Origin of the sequence: Clostridium ihumii AP5, from assembly GCF_000612845.1 — a bacterium.
GTDB classification, from domain to species: domain Bacteria; phylum Bacillota; class Clostridia; order Clostridiales; family Clostridiaceae; genus Clostridium_J; species Clostridium_J ihumii.
In genome coordinates, this window is record NZ_CCAT010000085.1 from 135,781 (window position 1) to 159,688 (window position 23,908).

A 23,908-nucleotide genomic window follows, 5' to 3' on the forward strand; every position below is an offset into this window, starting at 1 on the left:
TAATAATATTATTAAATATATTAAAAAATTTTATTTATTTAATAAATTAATGTACGAAAATATTTATAAGGTTCTAGGTTGATGCGTTATATCTTATTTTAACTATTTGAACCTTATATTTTACTGAAAGGGTTTATTATTCTTAAATGAAAAAACGAATTACAAATATAAAATTTATTTTAGTTTTTATACTTATATTAATAATATTAATTACTTTTTCTATTTTAAATCGAATTAAAGAAACCAATAATGAAATACTAAAAGCAACATCATCAATATCATTTACTACAATGGAAGATAGAAATAAATCAATTATAACTTTAACAGAAGTACTTGATAAATATAAGTATATAAATAAATATAATAAACTTATTTTATTAAACGATTTATCTAAATTATATATACTAAACTCTGATTATCAAAATGGTTTAAAATATTCTATTGAAATAGTTTATCTTGCGCAAAAGACAGGTGATACTTTTAAGGCTGCTAAAAGTCTAATAAATATTTCTAATCTTTTTACTGATTTAGGTGGTTTTGATACTGCTGAAGAAACCATTAAATATGCATTATCATTAAAAATTAATGATGAATCAAGTAATAAATTAATAAAGCTTTATGCTTACATTAATTTAGCTGATATTTATTCAAAAAATAATAATTATGATGCTGCATTAACTTATATTGATACTTCATTAAATCTTCTTGATTCTTATGGTAATTATGATGATATAGACTATTTAACGATTAATATAATTAAAGCTAGAGTACTTTTTTACACTGGAAAGATTTCTGAATGTAAACGTATTTTAAACCAACTAGACATACAGGTAAATACACCTAGCAATACTATTGCATTTAATGTTAAAATACCATACCTAGCACTAAAGTCTAAAGTTGAATTTTATGATGGTAACATAACTACGGGTATTAATACTGCAAGAAAATTATTTGATTTATGTGATGAAGAAGGATTAACTGAAATTAAAAGTAATTATATACATTATATTTCTGATGTATTACACAAATACTGTTCTGAAGATAGTTTAAGTGAAATTGACTTATATCAACATGAATTACTATCAGATTATACTAAAATTATGGATAAAAAAAATTTTTTGGTTGTTCAATTTATAGTTGATGAATGTAAAAGTAATGTTCAAGCATTGAATATTAAAAATAAAAACTTTAAATTAAGTATTCAAGCTGGCCTTATATTAACTCTAATTATTATCTTAATACTACTTTTAATATATGCAAAAAAATCTAAAAATCAAGTGGAAACAGATGAACTAACTAAGGTGTATAACAGAAGGAAACTTAATCATGAATACTTATTATTACAAAACTCCAATAAACCTTTTGGATTGATTATGATTGATATAGACTATTTTAAATTAATAAATGATAAATTGGGTCATGGAGTTGGAGACAATGTTTTAAAAAACATTGCTGCTAATATGAAAACTAAATTAGATAAAGACTATACTCTATTTAGATATGGTGGTGAAGAATTTTGTGTACTTTGTCATAATAAATCTATGAAAGAAATTGTTATACTTGCAGAATCATTAAGAGAAAGCGTTGCAAATATGACATGGGAAAACAATATTACTGTAACTATTAGTTTAGGAGTTGCTCACTCTATTCAAACCCATGACTTATTTAAACTTGCAGATGATAATCTATATAAATCAAAAGAAACTGGAAGAAATAAAGTTACATATTCAAATTTATACATATAAAATTTAGAAATTAAAATAAAGAAAGCATTTTTTTCGTACCATGCTTTCTTTATTATTTGAACACATATTGAAATAAACTTTACATTGATTATAATTTTTATTTCAATATCCAACTTTTATTCAAAATAGATTTAAGTATTAAAATGTACTCATCCCCTAATATATTTGATATTTCATTCTCAATTTCTTTTTTTAACTTTTCACTTTTTATACAATACTCTTCCCCTTTTAATGTAAGTTCTGTATATTTGCTGTTTTTTTCATCAATTACAAATTTTAAATATCCTCTTTCTTCTAATTTCTTTGCACATTTATACATAGCTTGACGTGATATATTTGCCTGTCTCGCAACTTCTGCAATGGAAATCTTACCCATGTTAATTTTCGCTAAAAGAAGTGCTTCTGTATGTGAAATTTCATCTACACCCATTTTGCCCCATCGATCTTCTACCTCTCGCCTTAGTTCAATATGCTTTTCACTTATTAAATCTATTATACTCAATTCATTTTTCATTATAATCACCTTTTTGTTTTTTTATATTGTATCATATATTTTATTTATAACAACCCCACAAAGTCAACCTAGTTGACACAATTTAGATTTAGTGTTATTATTTTTATTGTCAACTTAGTTGACTTTTTTATATTTTAGGAGGTATTTTTTATATGGGAAAAACGAAATTTGAAAAATTTATTTTTACTCTACTTATGTGCTTTTTTATGGTTCTAGGAATGACTATTTATAATATGCTTTTGAATGAAGGTTTTAGTAATCAATTCTTTGCTAATCTTTTAAGCGATTTCTGGTTTGGGTTTATTGTTGCACTTTTACTAGATGTATTTGTTGTTGGCAAAATTGCAAAACCAGTTGCTTTTAAAATTGTAAAACCTAATAGTGAAACTAAACAAATTAAAATTGTACTAGCTATTTCATGTTGTATGGTAATAGGTATGGTTCTTTGTATGTCTATGTATGGTGCCATTATAGCTGCTGGCTTTAGTAGTACCGCATTAAAGATTTATCCTTTATGTATTGTTAAAAATTTCATTATGGCATTACCACTTAATTTACTTATTGTATCTCCTCTAGTAAGATTTTTATTTGGTAAAATGTTTGCTAATTAATAAAAAATAAAAAGCTATGAAACCTGCATAGCTTTTTATTTTTTATTTGAATTTTCTACTTTAAAGCTTTTAATGCAACTGAATTTAAAAGACTCCATGGTTTATTAAAATGTGGTTGGAAAAAGAAATCTGTTACTGCTAATTCTTCCACTGTCATATTATTTTGTATAACTACAGACAATGTGTTCATAAATTGAGTTAAATCTTCTTTTGATAAAATTTGTCCTCCAATAACTCTATTTGTGTCCTTATCATAAACCAATTTTATCATCGCCTCACTATATGTTGGCATAAATTCTGGTCTATGATTTTCTTTTAAAAATTCACTACCTACATTAATTGTTGTAGTTGATTTAGCCACATCTTCTGTCATTCCAGTTGATGCTATACAATAATCATAAATTTTAATTCCTGATGTTCCTTGAGTTCCTAAATACTTTAATTTTGGTTCAACTAAATTTTCAGCTATTAATGTACCCATTCTTACAGCATTAGTAGCCAATGGTATATATCTTTCATCATTAGCAGGATTATATCTTACAATGCAACAATCTCCAGCAGCATATACATCTTCTTCACTGGTTCTCATATATTCATCTATTACAATTGCTCCATTTTTAAGAGTTTTTAATTGATTTTTAACTAATGACGTATTCGGTGCAAATCCAATGCATAAAACAACTAAATCTGCATTTATTTCTTCCTTATTAGTTATTACTTTACTAACTCTTCCATTGCTTCCTTCAAATCTTTCAACCTTTTGTCCCAACTTAAGTTGTACACCCTTATTTTTAAACTCTTTTTCTGCTATATCTGTAAACTCTTTATCTAAATACTTGCTCATTATTCTTTCTTCAGCATCTATTAGTACTGTATTCTTTCCTTTGATTTGGAATGCTTCTGCAAGTTCTACCCCTATATATCCAGCCCCTATAACTACTATATTTTTAGCTGTTTCTGATTTTTCTATAACAGTTTTAGCATGATTATAATTTTTACAAAGTAATATATTATCTAGCTCTCCACCATCAAACTTAGGAACTATTGGCCAAGAACCTAATGTAAGAACTAATTTTTCATAATAATCCTCATTTAATTCACCACTTTTTAAATCTTTAACTATTAATTTTTTGTTTTTAAAGTCTATATTTATAACTTCATGATTCATCTTCATATTTATTCCTAAATTATTAAGATTTTGTGGGGAATTATAAAATAAACTTTCTGGCTCTGTAACAATTTTTGATACACTTAATGCTATTCCACATGATAAAAATGATACATTATCATTCTTCTCATAAACTACAATCTCAGAATCTGGATATTTATTTTTTGCATTAACAATACATGCTGTACCAGCATGAGTACACCCAACAACTACTATCTTCATACTTAAATACCTCCAACAAAATATAAATTAACATACAATTTAACTCTTAAACATTTATATTTCCTTTGTTTATTTTTATCTCAAATATCTTAAGTTATTCCTATATATTAAGCATAATTATGTATATAATATTTATTTATTTTTTAGACTAATTTTACTAAAATATTTCAAATAAAAAATCATGATTACAAAATAAAATTTTATTGTAATCATGATTTTTTATAATTCTCAATAATGTAATTTATAACTATTTTTCACTTGTATAGTCTATTGCTTTTGAAGATTCTAACATAGGTTTTAAGTTTGCTAGTATTTCATTAACATGGTATGGATGAACTTGATATGCATTCATATCATCTAATGAGTCAAATCTTGTTATTAATGCAATATCATATGAACGTTCTGTATGTAGTTCATCTGCTCCAACTTCTAAACCTCTTAAATATTCAATTTTTCCATTCATAGATAAAAGTAAATTTTTAGCTTTATCTAAGTTTTCTTTTGAGTTATCTTTTAATTTAAAAAGCACAATATGTGTAAACATTATTATTACTCCTTCCCAATTAAATTATAAACATTATTTTTTTAACATTTTAGCAGACATCATAGCCTTTCCTATAAGTTGTTTTTGTTTGTTATATACAGCTATTTCAACTTTAGAATAATATCTACCTAAATCTAAAACTTCTGCATAGATGTCTATTATACGTCCCATTTGAACTGGTTTCATAAAATAGGATGAAAAGCTATCTATCGCTATATTAGTATTGCTATTTTTTTGTCTTAATGCCATAGTTCCCATTGTAGTAAGCATCATATTTAATGAACTCCAAGATGCTGTTCCTATAGAATCTAACATTTCAGCATTAATTTCACCCCAAAAATGCATTATATTTTTATCTAATTCAAATTCAAAATTTTTCATTATTAAATCATCAAAAGTTTCACCAACATGTGGCTGCCTAAGTGCTAATTGCATTGCTTTTATAACATCTTCTCTTGATATCACACCAACTAATTTATTTTTATTTACTACGGGACATAGCTTTATACCTTCCCATGCCATAATATGTGCTGCATATGCAAGAGTAGTTGATGGTGTCACTACTATTGGTTTTTTTACCATAACATTCTCTATTAGTTCTTCATCATCACACCCATTTGGTATATCACTAATAGTTACTATTCCAACAACCTTAGCACTGGAATCTATAACTGGATATCTTTCATGCCCAGTCTCCTTTGTTAAGCTTTTTAATGATTTTATAGTATCTTTTACACTTAAACAAGCAGGGCTCTTTTCCATTATGTCTTCAACTAAAATAATATCTTTTTTTATATTACTCTCAAATAATGCTCTATTTATCATACTTGCTACTGTAAAAGTATCATATGTTGAAGATATTAATGGTAATTTTTTCTCATCTGCTAATTCTTTAATTTCATCACTACAATCAAATCCCCCAGTTACAAGCACTGCACATTGTTTTTGCAGTGCCAATCTCTGAGCTTCTTCTCTATTTCCAACAATAAATAAGCAATTTGCATCAATATACTTGTGTATACTATCTACTTTCATAGCACCTATTACAAATCTATCAAGAACCTTATCTACGCCTTCTTCTCCACCTAGAATAGTACCTTCAACAATATTTGTAACATCTTTGAATGTAAGCTTATCTATATTCTTTTTCTCTAATTTCTCTACTCTGACTGTTCCTACCCTCGGTACAGTATTAACTATACCAATAGATTCACACTCTTTTATGGCTCTGTATGCAGTTCCCTCACTAACTCCTAAGTCACTGCTAATTCCCCTTACTGAAATCTTTGTTCCTATTTCTAAGGATAATATGTATTTTATAATTTCCTCATGCTTAGACATTTGCTACCATTCTTCCTTCCTAAGTTCTGCAGCTATTTTTTCAATCCTTCTAAGTCTATGATTTATTCCTGATTTTCCAACTGGTGGATTTAACATAGCGCCTAATTCTTTCAACGACTCATCAGGATATTCCAATCTTAATTCTGCTATTTCTCTTAAGTTTTTAGCTAATCTATCTAATCCTATTTCTTTTTGAATTAATTTTATACTCTCTATTTGTCTTACTGCTGCATTTACTGTCTTACTTAAGTTAGCTGTTTCACAGTTAACTAATCTATTTACATTGTTTCTCATTTCTTTCATTATTCTTATATTTTCTAATTCTAAAAGAGAACTATGTGCACCTATTATGTTTAATAAATCCACTATTTGTTCCCCTTCTTTAAGATATATAACATAACTACTTTTTCTCTGAATTACTTTTGAAGATAGATTATATTCATTTATTAGATTGCTTAATTCATTAGCATATTCTAAATTATGCGTTACAAATTCTAAGTGGTAAGACTTTTCTGGATTATTTATGCTGCCCCCACCTAAAAATGCTCCTCTTATATATGCACGTTTAGCCTCTTCTTCTTCAACCAACTTTTTAGGTATTGTATAATTTAAATTTAAAAAATCTTCTTCTGTTAAAATTCCAACTTCTAATAATAGTTCTTTTACATTTGAATCCTCTGTAATTGCCACAACATAAACATTATTCTTCTTTAATGAATTACTTCTTTTAACAATTACTTGAGTATGAATATTGAAATGTTCTTTTAATAATTTAAATATTAATCTAGCTATTGCAGGATTTTCAGTAACTATTTTAAAGTTCAAGCTCATCTTAGATCCAATTCCAAGTGTTCCACTTGCCCTCATTATACCTGAAAGTTCTGCAATAGCCTCTTCCTTATTCAATTCTGAATGTCTACATACTTCGTTTTTTACTTTTAGTGAAAATGACATACTTTATCCTTTCTCTCTATTCTTTTTTAATTCTTTTAACATATGCGGAAGATAAAACATCTCCATTACTTTTTTATCTTCATTAAATAAACTCTTTTTTAGTACTGTTTCTAATATAACTTCAGCTAATTTTTCTTCATCATGCTTTACATAACCTTCTTCATTTAATTTTATAAATTTTCCCTTTATATAATGCAATTTCAATTTTTTATTTCTTTTTTTATCTAATTTAACTAAGCTATATTGATTATTTACACACATCTTTTTTTCTTCTTCATCTAAATCTGAATCATTAACTATCACATAATCCATAAGTTTATCTGATGAATGTTTTTGTATCGCCTTAATGTGATCTTCTACGGAATAATTATCACTTTCACCCTCTTGGGTTAAAATATTGGATACATAAATCTTTACTCCATTACTTGATTCTATAGCTTCTCTAATTCCATTTACCAAAAGATTAGGTATTACACTTGTATATAAACTTCCTGGCCCTAGAATAATAGCATGTGCATCTAAAATTGCTTCTATTGCATCATCAATAGCTCTTGCTTCTTTAGGCTCTATATATACACGTTCTATTGATGTCTTATCTTTTATACATTCCTTTGGTATATTAGATTCACCTTTTACAATTTTATTATTTTTAAGTTTTGCACATAGGTTTATATTATCTAATGTAACTGGTATTACTCTGCCTTGAACAGCTAAAACTGAGCATGTTTTTTTAACAGCTTCATTGAAATCTTTAGATATTCCATCCATAGCTGCTAAAAATAAATTCCCAAAATTTTGATTTTCCAAGCTTCCGTCTTTAAATCTATATTGAAATAATTCTTCCATAATTGGTTCTGTATAAGCAAGTGCTGTAATGCAGTTTCTTATATCACCAGGTGGTAACATTCCCAAGTCTTTTCTTAGCATTCCAGAACCACCACCATCATCTGCTACTGTTACTATTGCAGTTATATTGCTAGTATACAATTTAAGACCTGTTAGAAGGTTAGATAAGCCTGTTCCCCCTCCTATAACTACTATTTTAGGCCCCTTTGCTAAAATGTTCTTCTCATATAGAAATTCAGGAACACTTTTATTAGTGCTGTTTTTCATATTAAAATCATTTATTCCAAAAGATATCATCTTTCTTCCATATTTTCTAAGCCCATCATAACAAGCATATAATCCTATTATAATAAAAGCTATATAAACTAATTTTATTTTTTCTATTTCAATTAATTGAATAAGTCTTATTAAACTATAAACAATTACTGATACACCAAGAATAATTTCAAATATTAATCTTTTTATTCCTAGTCCCGGTTTTAACCAGTACTTAAGCTTCATAGCTTTCCTGCTCCCCTACTTACATCTTCATTTATATCTCTATGATCTATAGTAACAGTATACCCACTTTTTTCTAAAAGTTCACAAGTTTTATTTGCTATTGCTACCGATCTATGTCTACCACCAGTGCATCCTATAGCTATTATAAGTTGTCTTTTTCCTTCCTTTTTATAGTTAGGTAATAAAAACTGTAACATATCATTGAGTTTTTCTATAAACTGCTTAGTTTCTTCTTTACTTAACACATAATCTCTAACAGGGCTATCATTACCAGAGTATGGTTTTAATTCAGTAATATAATAAGGATTTGGTAAAAATCTAACGTCAAAAACCAAATCCGCATCTACTGGTATACCATATTTAAATCCAAATGATAGTACATTTACAAGTAACTTTGTCTCTATCTGTCCTTGTTCTCCTAATATATTAATTATTTCTTCATTTAAATCCCTATTGCTAAGCTTTGTTGTATTTATTATATAATTTGCTTTTTCTCTTATAGCTTTTAATTTTTTTCTTTCGATAACTATACCATTTATAATTCTTCCATCTGGTGCTAAAGGGTGCTTTCTCCTAGATTCCTTATATCTTTTTACTATAACCTCATCTGTTGCTTCTAAAAATAGTACTTCATGGTTATATCCATGTTCATTTAATACTGTTAAGCTACCTATTAAATCATCAAAGAATTTTCTTCCTCTTATATCAACTACAACTACAATTTTATCTATCTTTCCTTCAGTTTGATAACAAGCTTCTGCAAACTTAGGAATTAATGTTGGTGGTAAATTATCAACACAAAAGTAACCTAAATCCTCTAAGCTTCTCATTGCTTGTGTTTTTCCTGCCCCTGACATTCCTGTAACTATAACAAATCTCATTAGTAAACCACCCTTCTTTTTAAAAATCGTAACTTATATATGGTTACAAATTAATATTAAAAAGTTATTAGTTATATTAACTTGTAAAACAATTCTTCTTATATTTTATTTATTTATTATTTAACATATTACATTTAATTATATCATACTTACTTGTACAATTAAAAGAAAATAACCAGTTGATACTTTTACCATATCAACTGGTTATATATTATTTATTTAAAACATCTTTTAATACTTCTATAAATTTAGCATCTTGCTCTTTAGTTCCAATGCTTACTCTTACCCAACCAGGCATACCTAAATGTGTACCTGCTTTTACTATTATACCTCTTTTTAATAAGTCATTGAATACTCTAACATCATCTGTTTTACAATTAAACATTATAAAGTTTGTGTTACTTTTTATATATTCTAAGCCTAATTTTTCAAACTCACTATATAAATAATTTCTCCATTCTTCATTGGTATCATGTGCTCTCTTTATAAACTCATCATCATCAAGTGCAGCAACAGCAGCTCCTTGAGCAAATAAGTTTACATCAAATGGTCCTATAACTCTATTAAAATATCCACCTAATTCTTTACTAGCAATACCATATCCACATCTAAGACCAGCTAAGCCATAAGCTTTTGAGAAGGTTCTTAAAATTATCATGTTGTTATATTTTGGTAATAATTTTAATGAGTCTGGGAAATTTTTATCACTTACATATTCTATGTAGGCTTCATCCATAACCACTACTACATGTTTTGGAATTCTATTTAATATATTCTCTAACTCTTCCATAGTAAATATTGTTCCTGTTGGATTGTTAGGATTACATAACCAAATTATTTTTGTTTTATCATTTATTGCATTAACCATAGCTTCTAAATCTAAGCCATGATTTTTCATAGGTATTTCTACAACTTTTCCACCCATTAATTTAACACAATCACCGTATCTTGAGAATGTAACTTCACCCATTATAGATTCATCACCAGTATTTAAAAATGTATTGCATATTACCTTTATAAGTGAATCTGATCCTGTACTACAAAAAACTTGATCAAAATGAACATTTCGTTTTTGTGCTATTTTATACTTTAATTCATAGTTAGAAGCATCTGGGTACATATTTGCATTATCTACTAAATTGCTTAAAACCTCTTTTACTTTTGGGGAAAATCCTAATGGATTTTCATTAGATGCAAGTTTAATAACTGTATTTAACCCATATTCTCTTTTTACTTCATCTATAGGCTTTCCTGCCTTATACTCTTTTAAGTTTAGAATTTCTTCTCTTATTCCATATGCCATAAAACATCCCCCTCTTTTTTTGAAAATTCAGTTTTTATCCCTTATGATTGATTGTACTACAAAAAATAATTTATTTGTTATATTCGACTTTTTTTGTAAAAATATTAACATTTTGTTAATATTTGCTTTAAATTGCTAAATATCAGCACTTTAAATCTATAAAAACTTTCATTTTTATTAGAAAGTTAACATTTTGTTAATTTTTATGAAAAATTACAAATAAAAACGTACAAAATAAAATAAATTATTTTGTACGTTTTTATAAAAACTCAATATATATTCTAATCTTCTTTATCTTCACCTATTATTCTAACTTCTGGTAATAATGTAACATCAAATTCTTCTTTTACCTTATCTTGAACTAACTCAATAAGATCTAAAATATCTTTTGCTGTTGCATTTCCTTTGTTTATTATAAATCCTGAATGTTTTGAAGAAACCTCTGCACCACCAACACGTGTTCCTTTTAAACCTGCATCTTGAATTAACTTACCTGTGAAGTGTCCTTCTGGTCTTTTAAATGTACTTCCTGCTGATGCATATTCTAATGGTTGCTTTTCATTTCTTTTATTTGTTAAATCATCCATTCTATTCTTTATCTTATCTTCACCCAAGTTTTCAAGTTTTAAAGTCACTTCTAAAACTATATACTTATGTTTCATAATAGCACTAGATCTATATTTCAACTCTAATTGCTCTTTAGATAAGTTTTTTATATTTCCCTCTTTATCTAGTACTAGTGCTGATTCTATAACGTCAGACATTGAACCATCATATGCTCCAGCATTCATTGTTGTAGCTCCACCTATGCTACCTGGAATTCCACATGCAAATTCTATTCCTGTTAAAGCATTGCTTAAAGCTACTTTACATGTATCTTTTAATAATGCACCACTTTGTACTATTATTCTTTTACCATCAACTTTTATATTATCTAATTTATCAAATTTAATAACAACACCTCTTATGCCGCCATCTTTTACCAACAAATTAGATCCATTTCCTAAAATAAAGAAGTGTTCATTATATTTATTACATAGTTTTACTATTTGAATAACTTCATCATAAGTTGTTGGATGGACTAGTATATCTGCTGGTCCTCCTACTCTAAAAGTTATATGTTCTTTCATTGGTGAATTTAAATTTATATTCTCTTCTTTTAAAATGAATTTTAGTTCATTTAGTAATTCTTTATTTTCAATCATCTTGTACCTCTTTCACAAATTATTTACACATAATTATAGTATAATTTATCGGCTACTTTGTAATCAATAATTACTATACAATTTTTCCGTTTTTATGTAAATAATCTGTAAACATATTTTTTTTATAATTCAATACTAATTCTTTTGATATACCAATCTCTTCTATCATCTTTTCTACACACGAAAACTCCCCTATAGAAAAACATATGTGTGCATCACTACCAAAAATACATTTTACTTCATATTTTTTACATAGTTCAGCTATCTTATAACAATTAGGCTCACTTCCTTTTCTTGATGTAACAAATGAACTATTGTTAAGCTCTATAATCTTATCTTCTTCTTTAGCCTTTTTTACTACTTTTTCTATATCTATTGGAAATTTTGGATTTCCTAAATGACCTAATATAAATACATTTTTATTTTCCATTGCCTTCATTACAGCGTTGGTATTTTGTTCAATTGTTCCTGGTTTTATACAAACTTCATGTAAACTAGCAATCATATAATCTAATCTATTTGCAATGTTCTCTGGAACATCAATATTTCCTTCATAATCAATAATATTGGCCTCACAACCTCTTAGTATTTTTACACCATATAGCATTCTAGGAACAGCATCCAAATTAGCGAAATATGATAAATCAGCAGTTCCTGGCATTGTTGGTGCATGGTCTGCTACCCCTAAAACTTTAATACCTTTATTAGATGCTTCTTTAATGTTTTCTAATAATGTGCTGTATGCATGACCACTAAATGTAGTGTGAGTATGTACATCTACTATTGCTTTCATTATTTACCCCTCCCATCATATAAATAAGATATATTTTAATTATTTACATAATTTATAAATTTACTCTAAATTTTTATAAATTTTTTCGAAGACTTTCCACCGATTTTTTATCCATCGATGGTAGTTCCAATAATTCTTCATCTGTTGCTTTTTTTATATTTTCAACACTTATAAACTTTTGTATAAGTTCTTTTCTTCTTTTTGGTCCAATATTAGGTATATCCTCTAATACAGAGTGCAGTGTATTCTTATTTCTTAAACTTCTATGATACGATATAGCAAATCTGTGAACTTCATCTTGTACTCTAGTTATGAAATTTATAACTTTAGAATTTGAATTTATATAGATTTCTTCATTTTCATATATTAATCCTCTAGTCCTATGTTTATCATCTTTAACCATCCCACAAACTGGAATATTAATATTAAGTTCTCTTAAAACTTCAATTGCTATATTTACTTGACCCTTTCCACCATCCATCATAATTAAATCAGGAAATATAGAAAATTTTCCAGATGAATATTTAATTTCACCAGTTTGAATTTTTTTTATCTCATCTAGTCCATGTTGAAACCTTCTTGTTAATATTTCCCTCATTGAATCATAATCATTAGGCCCTTCTACTGTTTTTATTTTAAATCTTCTATAGTCGCTATTTTTAGGTTTTCCATCTTGGAATACTACCATAGTTCCTACTGAATCAACACCCATTATATTGGATATATCGTATGCTTCTATTCTCTTAGGCACATCATTAAGTTCTAATATTCCTTGAATATCTTTTAAAATATTATCTTGAAGTTCCTTATCAGTCTTATCTTTAATCTTAAATATTTCTAAAGCATGATTTGCATTTTTATCTACCATATCCAATATTCTTTTTTTCTCACCTTTAATGGGAATTTTTATTTCTACTTTATGCTCTTTTTTTATAGATAAATATTCCTCTAATATTTGTTTATCTTCTATAAAAGTTGTATATATTTGTTTAGGTATGAATGCAGTTCCTCCATAGAAATTTTTAATAAATTCATATATAAGTTTTTCTTTTGATTCATATCCAGTGTCATTTAATATAAAATGTTCCCTACCAACAATTCTTCCATCTCTTACGAAGAATATTTGTATACAACTATCAAACTCATCTTGAGCTATAGATATAAAATCTTCATTTTCAAAGTTTGAACTTATTATTTTTTGCTTTTCATTTATCTTTTCTATGGCTATTAGCTTATCTCTTAAGCTTGCTGCTTTTTCAAAATCTAATTCTTCTGACGCTTTTTCCATGTCTACTTTTAAATTATTAATTATTTTTCTATCTTTTCCACTCAGTACATCTATTACATCATCTACTATAATTTTATAATCTTCTCTATTTATTAATTTATCACATGGTGCTTTGCATAGGTTAATATAATAATTTAAACAAGGTCTAGTATTTTTTCCATCTGTAGTTATATTCTTTTTACAAGTTCTTAGAGGAAATGTCTTTTTTATTAAATCATAAGTTTCATAAACTGCGGATATATCTGTATATGGTCCAAAATATTTTGCTCCATCATCTTTCTTTTCTCTTGTAACAAAAACTTTAGGAAATTCTTCATTAATTGTAATTTTTATTAAAGGGTAGCTTTTATCATCCTTTAACAAAATGTTATATTGTGGACTATATTTTTTTATTAAATTACATTCTAAAATTAAAGCTTCTATCTCTGAGTCTGTTACTATATACTCAAATTCAGCTATATTTTTAACCATTGCTTTAACTTTTTCTGTATGGTTTTTAGACTTTTGAAAATATTGTCTGACCCTATTCTTTAAATTTTTCGCTTTACCTACATAAATTACTTCTCCTAATGTGTTTTTCATGAGATAAACACCAGGATTATCTGGTAAATTCTTTAAATGAAATTCAAAATCAAACATATTTACACCTCTCTTAGATATTTATATTATCTAAACTATATTCTAAAATAATGTAGGTAGTTTTAACGTACAATATATTATACAACATAAAACTACAATTTCTTCTGTTAATTTTCCCCTTTTAGAGTTACTACTATACGCTAATGGGAATTTCATTTTTTTATTGTTTATTGGATATAATAACGGCACTCCTTTTTTAGTACACATATCACAAATTAAATGTAATATATATCCTACAAAAAAATATATGTATATATTCTCAAAATTATATGTTTTGCCAAATGTTAATACTATTAGTGTAAATATCAACATTCCAAATATACTATGAGTAAACCCATTTCTATGACTTGATAAACCTATCATTATAGAACTTAATCCAGCGATTTTAACAACCATAGATGTCATATATTTATCATCTAAATATAACAACACTATACCAACTGTTAAATAAAAAATAACTTTATTTCTGTTATTTCTAAATGGTAATAAATATTTATTTATTATACTTTTAGGATGATCTATATCTGCAAACAAACTTCCAATAGCCGCAAATATTAGACTTAAAAATGCATATTTCCCAGGCAATTTATCACTTAAATACATAAAAGCACTTATTCCTACACTTAAATGTGTTTTCCCTGTCATATTTAATACCTCTCATGGATTAATTAATATTATTCAAAATATAATCCATTTAAATTATACTACAAATTACTTAAATTTATAATCCTTATATAAGGTTCCAAGTTTAAATTTAAAGTACTCTTTTTATCAAATGATACTACTAAAGTTACATGTTATTTCTATTTTTATATTTTGAACCAATTAAGAACTAAGATTGAAGAGTGAAAAGTTATGGTAGATATTACTCTCTTTATTCCTAATATCTAAAAATAGAAACACATAAAAACTAGTTTTCATATGATATTTAAATCATTTGATTAGCAAATTATTATAAAAATTGATTTTTAAAAATTGATACTTCAGTTTTATCCTACATTGTTAATTGTTAATTTTGTATAATACTTTAAATTGCCCTTTCTCAAATAAAATAAAAAATAATTTCATTTTACATTATAACCTTATATTTTTTCACAAAACAAAACTGAAAACTAAATTTTAGTTTTCAGCTTTATTTTTTAACATTGTTTAATTTCCATAGTATCCACTTAAAAATTCTTTTGCTGCATCAGCTGCATTTCTATATGAGTTTCCACCTTCTTCAAGAATAATAGCAAATGCTATTTCTGGATTTTCATAAGGTGCAAATCCAATAAACCAACTGTGTGGTATTTTATCTCCACTATCATGGTCTGCTGTACCTGTTTTTCCTGCTACTTCTACACTCCATAGATTAGCATTTGTTGCTGTACCACTAGTTACAACATTTCTCATATATTTTTTTATTATCTCTGCAGTATTAGGTTGAACTATCTGACCAATTTCCTTAGATTCAATTTCTGATACTGTATCACCTTTACTGTCCACTATTTTCTGTACTACATTAGGTTCCATCATAACACCATTGTTTGCTATAGTGCTTGCAACCAATGCCATTTCCATAGGACTTGCTAATACACCACTCTGACCTATACCACTTTGTGCTATGTTACCTACTTCATATTTTTTATATGTAGGAAACTGACTATCTTCTAATATTAGCGTACTTGATGGTATTTCCTTATTAAAATAGAATTTTTCAGCCATCTCTTTTAATGTACTATTTCCCATTTCCATAGATAATGTACCAAAAACAACATTACTTGATACTGTAAATGCCTGCTCTAAATTTATACTTCCATGGGCAACACCACTATCATTTTCTAAGGATGCAGTTTCATTGAAATTTATAACACCATTATCTTCAAATATTCTTTCTGTTACTCCATTCATATTCTCTATAGCAGCGGCTGCTGTAACAGTTTTAAATGTAGAACCTGGTGCATATAATCCTGCTGTTGCTCTATTTAAAAATGGAGTTTCTTCATCCTTTGATAATGCTTCCCATTGATCATGTAAATTATTAGGGTTGAATGTAGGTTTAGACACCATAGCAAGTACCTCTCCATTTTTAGGATTCAATGCTATTATGGCACCTTTATTTTCTCCTAATGCATTAAATGCACTTACTTGTAAATTTGCATCTAATGTTGTAACTACACTATCACCTATTTTTTCTTCTTCTTTTTTAAAGTAATTTTTTATACTATTTTTTATATTTCCTTGTTCTCTACCACTTAGTGCCTTATCAAATCTCTTTTCTAATCCACTTAATCCGTACACAGTATCATAATATCCTAATACATGCGCAAATTTTTCGCCATAAACATATTCTCTTGATTGCTCAAATTCTCCAGTTTTTTCGCCTTTTGTTAACGGCTCTAAATTCCTGTCGAATATGGTTCCTCTTAAAACTTTGCTTCTCTCTGCATCATGTCTTTTATTAAATGTACTGTCTCTATATTCGTCACTTTTAAAAACATATACATAATTTATATAAGATATTAACCCTATAAATAAAACAAGAAAAACTATAAGAACTACTTTTATATTGCTTAATATATCATCGCCATTTTTCTTCCTACTATTTCTCATAGTTATTCCCCTCCTCTGAAATTTTTTGAATAATTCCAAGTGAGAAATATGTGATTAGTAAAGAACTACCACCATAACTAACTAATGGAAGTGTTATTCCTGTTAACGGTATAGCTCCTATTACTCCACCTACTATTACAAGTACTTGTGATGCAATCATTGTACTATATCCAACAGCTAATAATCTTGAAAATTTATCTTTTACATATATAGCTGCTCTTATACATCTATAAAATAGTAAAAAGTATATTAGCATTAGTGCTATTCCTGTTAATATTCCCATTTCTTCACATATAGCAGAGAATATAAAGTCTGTAGTAACTACTGGAACAAACTTTGGATATCCAAGTCCTAACCCTGTTCCAAATACTCCACCTTCTGATATAGATATTAAACTTTGAACAAGTTGTAACCCTTGATCATATCCATATTCCCATGGATTTTTCCAAATCATAACTCTAACTCTAACATGCCCAAATAAAAAATATCCAGCAACTCCTCCTAATATAAATAGTAAAAGTGCTATAAATACATATTTTTTCTTAGAGGTAGCTATATATAGCATTGTTACAGATATTCCAAAGAAAAGTAATGCTGAACCTAAATCTGTTTGTAGTAGCATAAATATTAAACTTATTGCAACTACCATGGCTGGTTCTACTAAACTTAAAAAGTTATATACACTTTCTTTTTTAAATCCCATTATTTTCAATTTCTTCTTTTCAACACTTTTATCTGCTATTTCTAAGTTATCTTCTTCTACTTTTTCTTTTCTTTTACTTTTTTTGCTCTCATTTATTTCAAAATGCTTGTTAAATATTTTATCAACATAACCTGGCACCTTTCCATAATCTTTCAGTGAAGATGCTAAATATGCAACTAAGGTTATTTTTGCAAATTCGGATGGTTGAAATGAGAATCCCGCAATTGAAACCCAGTTTTTTGCTCCCCCTATTTCTGGTGCAAAAAATGTACCTAATGACATTAGTACCAAAGTTATAACAAGATATATATACTTATAATTGCTAAAACTTTTTAAATCTGGAAGTATTACTACTATCATTATAAATGCAGCTATCCCAACTGTAAAAAATATCATTTGTTTAGCTGCAAGGAAAGTTCTTGTTCCATCTTCTATAAAGGTTCCACCAGACATAGGTAAATCCAATCTTGTAAGCATAGCTATACCTATAACTGCTAATAAGTTTGAAAATAATAATATATATTTATCGCCGTCTGGAAAAAACTTTCTTATAATAAAATGTGAATACCCTAATACCCCACACATAATAATTCCCATAACAAGAGATACTTTATCAAATGTTGGAGATATTAAAGCTACATTAAGGAAAAGTGTCATTGTTAATAAATATGTAAGCTTCAGAACTCGCTTTTCTTCTTTTAAACTATTCATTTCTGTCACCTTTCCTTTAATTTATAACTTTAAATTCTGATGAACCAATTCTTATAATATAACCTTTTTGTAAAGTTATTTTACCTGAAATAGCTGCATCGTTAACAAAGGTCCCGTTTGTACTATTTAAATCTTCTAATACATATTCATTATTTCTTAAATATATTTTTAAGTGATGAGATGAAGCATACTTATCACTTAAAACTACCATATTGTCTTCAGCTCTTCCCATTGTTATCATATCGTCTATAGGAATAACAGAACCTTCCTGTAAATTGTAGTTTTGACCTCTTTTTATTATTTCTAAGCCAAATTTAACTCTGTTACTTTTTCTTGGTCTTTTCCTACCTTCATTTTTTACATCTTTGTACATTATCTTTAATGCATAAAAAATAATACAGTAAATTATAAGTACTATTAATATTTTAAATATAAAACTTAAATTTGCCATAGGCATTACTCCTTATAATACATAGATTGCAACAAAGAAAGAAATATTTCTTTCTTTATTGCTATTTATTATTTATGATACTCTCTAATCTTGTCAATTATATCATTTTTTTTAAATATTGTCCTGTATATGATTCTTTGCAATTGCATATATCTTTTGGTGTTCCTGTACAAAGTATAGTACCACCTCTATCTCCACCTTCTGGTCCTAAGTCTATTATATAATCTGAACATTTTATAACATCTAAATTATGCTCTATTACTAAAACAGTATTACCATTATCAACCAATCTTTGTAGGATACTTATAAGCTTATTTACATCTTCTATATGAAGTCCTGTAGTTGGCTCATCTAAAATGTAAAGTGTTTTTCCTGTACTACGTTTAGATAGTTCATATGCAAGCTTAACTCTTTGAGCTTCTCCGCCTGATAAAGTTGTAGATGGTTGACCAAGCCTTATATATCCAAGTCCAACATCCATTAGTGTTTGAAGTTTAGCTGTTATTCTTGGATGATTTTCAAAGAACTTCAGACCTTCTTCTACAGTCATTTCCAAAACATCATCAATATTTTTGCCTTTATATTTAACTTCTAATGTTTCTCTATTATACCTTTTACCTTTACATACTTCACAAGGAACATAAACATCTGATAAAAATTGCATTTCAATTTTTATTATTCCATCACCTTTACAAGCCTCACATCTTCCACCTTTAACATTAAAGCTAAATCTTCCTGGTTTATAACCTCTCATCTTAGCTTCTGGGGTTGTTGTAAATACCTCTCTTATAATATCAAACATACCAGTATATGTTGCTGGATTACTTCTTGGAGTTCTTCCAATAGGACTTTGATCTATATTTATTATCTTATCTATATTTTCATATCCCTTAATTTCCTTATGTGCTCCAGGCATCTTTTTTGATTTATTTATTAGTTTATTAAGACCCTTATATAATATTTCATTTATAAGTGTACTTTTACCTGAGCCAGATACTCCAGTTACAGATACTAATACTCCTAGTGGTATATCAACTTTTACATTTTTTAAATTATTTTGTTTTGCACCTACTATAGTTATGTATTTTCCGTTAGGCTCTCTATATTCTTTTGGTGATTCTATATTTTTTATACCACTTAGATATTGTCCAGTTATAGAATTTTTACATTGCATGATTTCATCCATTGTTCCTGCTGCTACAATCTCACCGCCATGCTCACCTGCACCTGGACCTATATCAACTATATAATCCGCCGCTCTCATTGTATCTTCATCATGTTCTACCACAACTAATGTATTTCCCAAATCCCTAAGATGTTCTAGTGTTTTTATTAATTTATCATTATCTCTTTGATGTAGTCCTATACTAGGTTCATCAAGTATATATAGAACTCCCATTAAACTTGAACCAATTTGTGTTGCTAGTCTAATTCTCTGAGCTTCTCCTCCTGACAAAGTACCTGCTGCTCTTGATAAATTTAAATATTCTAATCCAACATCTTTCAAAAATGATAACCTACTTACTATTTCTTTTAATATTTGATCTGATATAACTTTATTTTTTTCTGAAAAATTTATTTCGGTTAAAAATTTCAACTCATCTTTAATTGATAATGCACAGAATTCTGATATGTTTTTATTTCCTACTGTAACTGATAACGCCTCTTTACTAAGCCTTGCTCCTTTACATTTAGGACATGGATTATCACTCATATACTGTTCTATTTCTTTTTTTATGTAATCAGAATTACTTTCAAAATATCTTCTTTTTAAGTTATTAATAACACCTTCATAATTGTGATTATATATTCCTGTTTTAAATTCCTTTGTATATTCAACTTGTATCCTCTTACCATCTGTTCCGTATAAAATAACATCTAATTTTTCTCTTGGTAATTCATCAAGTGGAGTATCCAATGAAAATTTATATTCCCTTGCTAAAGCTTTTAATACAGAAAGCGTCCAAGAATCTTCTTTTAAACTTCCCTCACCAAAAGTTACTATAGCTCCATCTAGTATACTTTTACTTTTATTTGGTATAACCAAATCTTCATCAATCTCCATAAGTGTACCAAGTCCATCACATTTATCACATTTTCCAAAAGGTGAGTTAAATGAAAACATTCTTGGTGCAATTTCACCTATACTTATTCCACAATCTATACAAGCAAAATCCTCACTAAATAATATATCTTCTTTTCCTATAATATTTACAATAACTAAACCCTCACCCAATTTAAGTGCACTTTCTAACGAGTCTGAAAGTCTTGATTCTATACCTTCTTTTATTACTAATCTATCTATAACAACTTCAATTGTATGTTTTTTAGTTTTTTCTAACTTTATCTCATCTTCTATAAGATCAATTAACTCTCCATCAATTCTGGCTCTAACATATCCATTCTTTTTTACATTTTCAATAATTTTTATATGTTCACCTTTCTTTCCTCTTACAATTGGAGCTAATATTTGAATTTTACTTTTCTGCTCTAAATTCATTATCTGATCTACCATTTGATCTATAGTTTGTTGTGTGATTTCTTTTCCACATTTAGGACAATGTGGTGTACCAACTCTTGCATATAAAAGTCTTAGATAATCATATATTTCCGTAACTGTTCCAACTGTTGAACGAGGATTTCTACTTGTAGTTTTCTGATCTATTGATATAGCTGGTGACAATCCTTCTATATATTCAACATCAGGCTTGTTCATTTGACCTAGGAATTGTCTTGCATATGATGACAAAGACTCTACATATCTTCTTTGTCCTTCTGCATATAATGTGTCAAAGGCTAAAGATGACTTTCCTGATCCTGATAATCCTGTAAAAACAATTAGTTTATCACGAGGTATTTCTAAGTCTACATTTTTTAAATTATTTACATTTGCACCTTTAATAAATATTTTATCCCTCATTCTATATCTCCTTTTTTAATCTTACAATTTCATCTCTTAATCTAGCCGCTTTTTCAAACTGTAAATCTTTAGCTGCTAATTTCATTTCATCTTCTAATTTCTTAATATACTCGGCAATATCAATTTCATCCTTTTCTTCTTCTATTCCATAACCTGTTGTTTCCTCAGCTACAGTTGATATCTCTATTACTTCTCTTATATCCTTCATTACTGTAGTTGGTATTATATTATGTTCTTCATTATATTCCATTTGAATTTTTCTTCTTCTATTAGTTTCACTAATAGCTTTATCCATAGACCTTGTAATATTATCTGCATACATAATAACTTTACTCTCTGAATTTCTTGCTGCTCTTCCAATAGTTTGAATTAATGATGTTTCAGACCTTAAAAATCCTTCTTTATCTGCATCTAATATTGTAACTAATGCTACTTCTGGTATATCCAAACCTTCTCTTAATAAATTTATTCCTATAAGTACATCAAAAACACCTTTTCTTAAGTCCCTTATAATCTTCATTCTTTCAATAGTATCTATATCGGAGTGTAGATATGTAGTTTTTACCCCTAAATCCTTTAAATACTTAGTTAAATCTTCAGCCATTCTTTTTGTTAATGTTGTAACTAATACTCTAAATCCATTTTCTATTGTATTATTAATTTCACTGTATAAATCATCTATTTGTCCTTTAATTGGCTTTACTATAATTTGTGGATCTAATAACCCTGTTGGTCTTATTATTTGTTCTGCTACATTTTCAGAGTGTTCATTTTCATAAGTTGATGGTGTAGCACTTACAAATACAACTTGATTTAAATTATCTTCAAATTCTTCAAATTTCAATGGTCTATTATCATATGCTGATGGTAGTCTAAATCCATATTCTACAAGGGATGTTTTCCTTGATTTATCCCCACCATACATTGCTCTGATTTGAGGCATTGTAACATGACTTTCATCTATAAACAATAAAAAATCATCTGGAAAATAATTCATCAACGTTTGTGGTGGTGTTCCTTTAGGTCTTCCATCTAAAATTCGTGAATAATTTTCAATTCCAGTGCAATATCCAACCTCTCTTATCATTTCAATATCAAAGTTTGTTCTCTGTTTTAATCTTTGAGCCTCTAATAATTTATCTTCAGCTTTCAATTCTTCTAATCTTTCTTCTAATTCCTGCTCAATCTGATCTATAGCTATTTCTAACTTTTCCTTTGATGTGGCAAAGTGAGATGCTGGAAATATGGAAATATGCTTCATACCAGAAGTGATTTCACCAGTTAATACATCAAATTCTCTAATTTTATCTATTTCATCACCAAAAAACTCTACTCTTATACCTCTATTAGTTGATGATGCTGGAAATATGTCTAGTACATCTCCTCTTACTCTAAATGTTCCTCTTACAAAATTTATATCATTTCTTTCATATTGTATGTCTACAAGTTGTCTTATTATATCATTTCGTTCTCTCTCAGCGCCTTCTCTTATAGAAACTGTTAGTTTTTTATACTCTTCTGGATTACCAAGACCGTAAATACAAGACACTGATGCTACAACAATTACATCTTTTCTTTCAAGCAACGAAGCTGTAGCTGAGTGTCGTAGCTTATCTATTTCATCATTTATACTTGCGTCTTTTTCTATGTAAGTATCTGTTTGTGCTACATATGCTTCTGGTTGATAATAATCATAGTATGACACAAAATATTCTACTGCATTTTCTGGAAAAAACTCTTTAAATTCTGAACAAAGTTGTGCTGCTAAGGTTTTATTATGAGCTAATACTAAAGTTGGTTTTTGAACCTTTTCAATTATATTGGCCATTGTAAAAGTTTTTCCTGAACCAGTAACTCCAAGAAGGGTTTGAAATTTTTTATTATCTTTTATTCCTTCTACTAACTTTTCTATTGCCGCTGGCTGATCACCCATTGGTTTAAACTTAGAATGTATTTTAAACTCACTCATTTAT

At 27.7% G+C, this 23,908-nt stretch carries 19 protein-coding genes; 2 read left to right on the plus strand and 17 right to left on the minus strand.

All coding sequences use genetic code 11. The features are described from left to right. Window positions 1-146: 146 nt before the first annotated feature. Window positions 147-1,745: a tetratricopeptide repeat-containing diguanylate cyclase gene (locus tag BN346_RS18630; protein WP_040330569.1), complete on the plus strand. Its 1,599-nt coding sequence runs from the start codon at window positions 147-149 to the stop codon at window positions 1,743-1,745. A 97-nt stretch (window positions 1,746-1,842) separates the two neighbouring features. On the opposite strand, the gene BN346_RS18635 is transcribed toward BN346_RS18630, so the two are convergent. Beyond that, on the minus strand, window positions 1,843-2,259 hold the full coding sequence (locus BN346_RS18635; protein ID WP_040330570.1) for a MarR family winged helix-turn-helix transcriptional regulator: 417 nt from the start codon (window positions 2,257-2,259) through the stop codon (window positions 1,843-1,845). Window positions 2,260-2,411: 152 nt separating this feature from the next. Here BN346_RS18635 and BN346_RS18640 point away from each other — a divergent pair, with 152 nt between their 5' ends. Further along, window positions 2,412-2,870, plus strand: a complete 459-nt coding sequence (locus BN346_RS18640) for a DUF2798 domain-containing protein (RefSeq protein ID WP_040330571.1) — start codon at window positions 2,412-2,414, stop codon at window positions 2,868-2,870. A 55-nt stretch (window positions 2,871-2,925) separates the two neighbouring features. On the opposite strand, the gene BN346_RS18645 is transcribed toward BN346_RS18640, so the two are convergent. From BN346_RS18645 to uvrB, 16 genes are all read right to left on the minus strand, one after another. Then, window positions 2,926-4,260, minus strand: coding sequence for an FAD-dependent oxidoreductase (locus BN346_RS18645; RefSeq protein ID WP_040330572.1), 1,335 nt, complete (start codon window positions 4,258-4,260; stop codon window positions 2,926-2,928). A gap of 247 nt (window positions 4,261-4,507) precedes the next feature. Then, on the minus strand, window positions 4,508-4,804 hold the full coding sequence (locus BN346_RS18650) for a Dabb family protein (protein ID WP_040330573.1): 297 nt from the start codon (window positions 4,802-4,804) through the stop codon (window positions 4,508-4,510). A gap of 33 nt (window positions 4,805-4,837) precedes the next feature. After that, the gene (locus tag BN346_RS18655) at window positions 4,838-6,145 is read right to left on the minus strand and encodes a DRTGG domain-containing protein (RefSeq protein ID WP_040330574.1); all 1,308 of its coding nucleotides are present in this window, start codon (window positions 6,143-6,145) and stop codon (window positions 4,838-4,840) included. A gap of 3 nt (window positions 6,146-6,148) precedes the next feature. Continuing rightward, on the minus strand, window positions 6,149-7,099 hold the full coding sequence (gene whiA / locus BN346_RS18660) for a DNA-binding protein WhiA (protein ID WP_040330575.1): 951 nt from the start codon (window positions 7,097-7,099) through the stop codon (window positions 6,149-6,151). Between the two features lie 3 nt (window positions 7,100-7,102). Next, window positions 7,103-8,446 (minus strand): gluconeogenesis factor YvcK family protein, encoded by a 1,344-nt coding sequence (locus tag BN346_RS18665; protein WP_040330576.1) that lies wholly within the window; start codon window positions 8,444-8,446, stop codon window positions 7,103-7,105. After that, window positions 8,443-9,327, minus strand: a complete 885-nt coding sequence (gene rapZ, locus BN346_RS18670; RefSeq protein ID WP_040330577.1) for an RNase adapter RapZ — start codon at window positions 9,325-9,327, stop codon at window positions 8,443-8,445. The genes BN346_RS18665 and rapZ overlap by 4 nt, the downstream gene beginning before the upstream one ends. Window positions 9,328-9,538: 211 nt before the next feature. Next, window positions 9,539-10,630: a histidinol-phosphate transaminase gene (gene hisC / locus BN346_RS18675; protein ID WP_040330578.1), complete on the minus strand. Its 1,092-nt coding sequence runs from the start codon at window positions 10,628-10,630 to the stop codon at window positions 9,539-9,541. A gap of 281 nt (window positions 10,631-10,911) precedes the next feature. Next, complete coding sequence (murB, locus tag BN346_RS18680; RefSeq protein ID WP_040330579.1) at window positions 10,912-11,835, minus strand: UDP-N-acetylmuramate dehydrogenase; 924 nt, start codon at window positions 11,833-11,835, stop codon at window positions 10,912-10,914. A 73-nt stretch (window positions 11,836-11,908) separates the two neighbouring features. Next, complete coding sequence (locus BN346_RS18685; RefSeq protein ID WP_040330580.1) at window positions 11,909-12,628, minus strand: phosphatase; 720 nt, start codon at window positions 12,626-12,628, stop codon at window positions 11,909-11,911. Between the two features lie 73 nt (window positions 12,629-12,701). Further along, window positions 12,702-14,555 (minus strand): excinuclease ABC subunit UvrC, encoded by a 1,854-nt coding sequence (gene uvrC, locus BN346_RS18690; RefSeq protein WP_040330581.1) that lies wholly within the window; start codon window positions 14,553-14,555, stop codon window positions 12,702-12,704. Window positions 14,556-14,597: 42 nt separating this feature from the next. Continuing rightward, window positions 14,598-15,200, minus strand: a complete 603-nt coding sequence (locus tag BN346_RS18695) for a metal-dependent hydrolase (RefSeq protein ID WP_040330582.1) — start codon at window positions 15,198-15,200, stop codon at window positions 14,598-14,600. 504 nt (window positions 15,201-15,704) lie between these two features. Then, window positions 15,705-17,150, minus strand: coding sequence for a peptidoglycan D,D-transpeptidase FtsI family protein (locus BN346_RS18700; RefSeq protein WP_040330583.1), 1,446 nt, complete (start codon window positions 17,148-17,150; stop codon window positions 15,705-15,707). Beyond that, complete coding sequence (locus BN346_RS18705) at window positions 17,140-18,564, minus strand: FtsW/RodA/SpoVE family cell cycle protein (RefSeq protein WP_040330584.1); 1,425 nt, start codon at window positions 18,562-18,564, stop codon at window positions 17,140-17,142. The genes BN346_RS18700 and BN346_RS18705 overlap by 11 nt, the downstream gene beginning before the upstream one ends. A 16-nt stretch (window positions 18,565-18,580) precedes the next feature. Then, window positions 18,581-19,021 (minus strand): FHA domain-containing protein, encoded by a 441-nt coding sequence (locus BN346_RS18710; protein WP_040330585.1) that lies wholly within the window; start codon window positions 19,019-19,021, stop codon window positions 18,581-18,583. Between the two features lie 91 nt (window positions 19,022-19,112). After that, complete coding sequence (gene uvrA, locus BN346_RS18715; protein ID WP_040330586.1) at window positions 19,113-21,935, minus strand: excinuclease ABC subunit UvrA; 2,823 nt, start codon at window positions 21,933-21,935, stop codon at window positions 19,113-19,115. A gap of 1 nt (window position 21,936) precedes the next feature. Then, a complete protein-coding gene (gene uvrB / locus BN346_RS18720; RefSeq protein ID WP_040330588.1) occupies window positions 21,937-23,904 on the minus strand; it encodes an excinuclease ABC subunit UvrB in 1,968 nt (655 codons plus the stop codon). Between the last annotated feature and the right edge of the window lie 4 nt (window positions 23,905-23,908).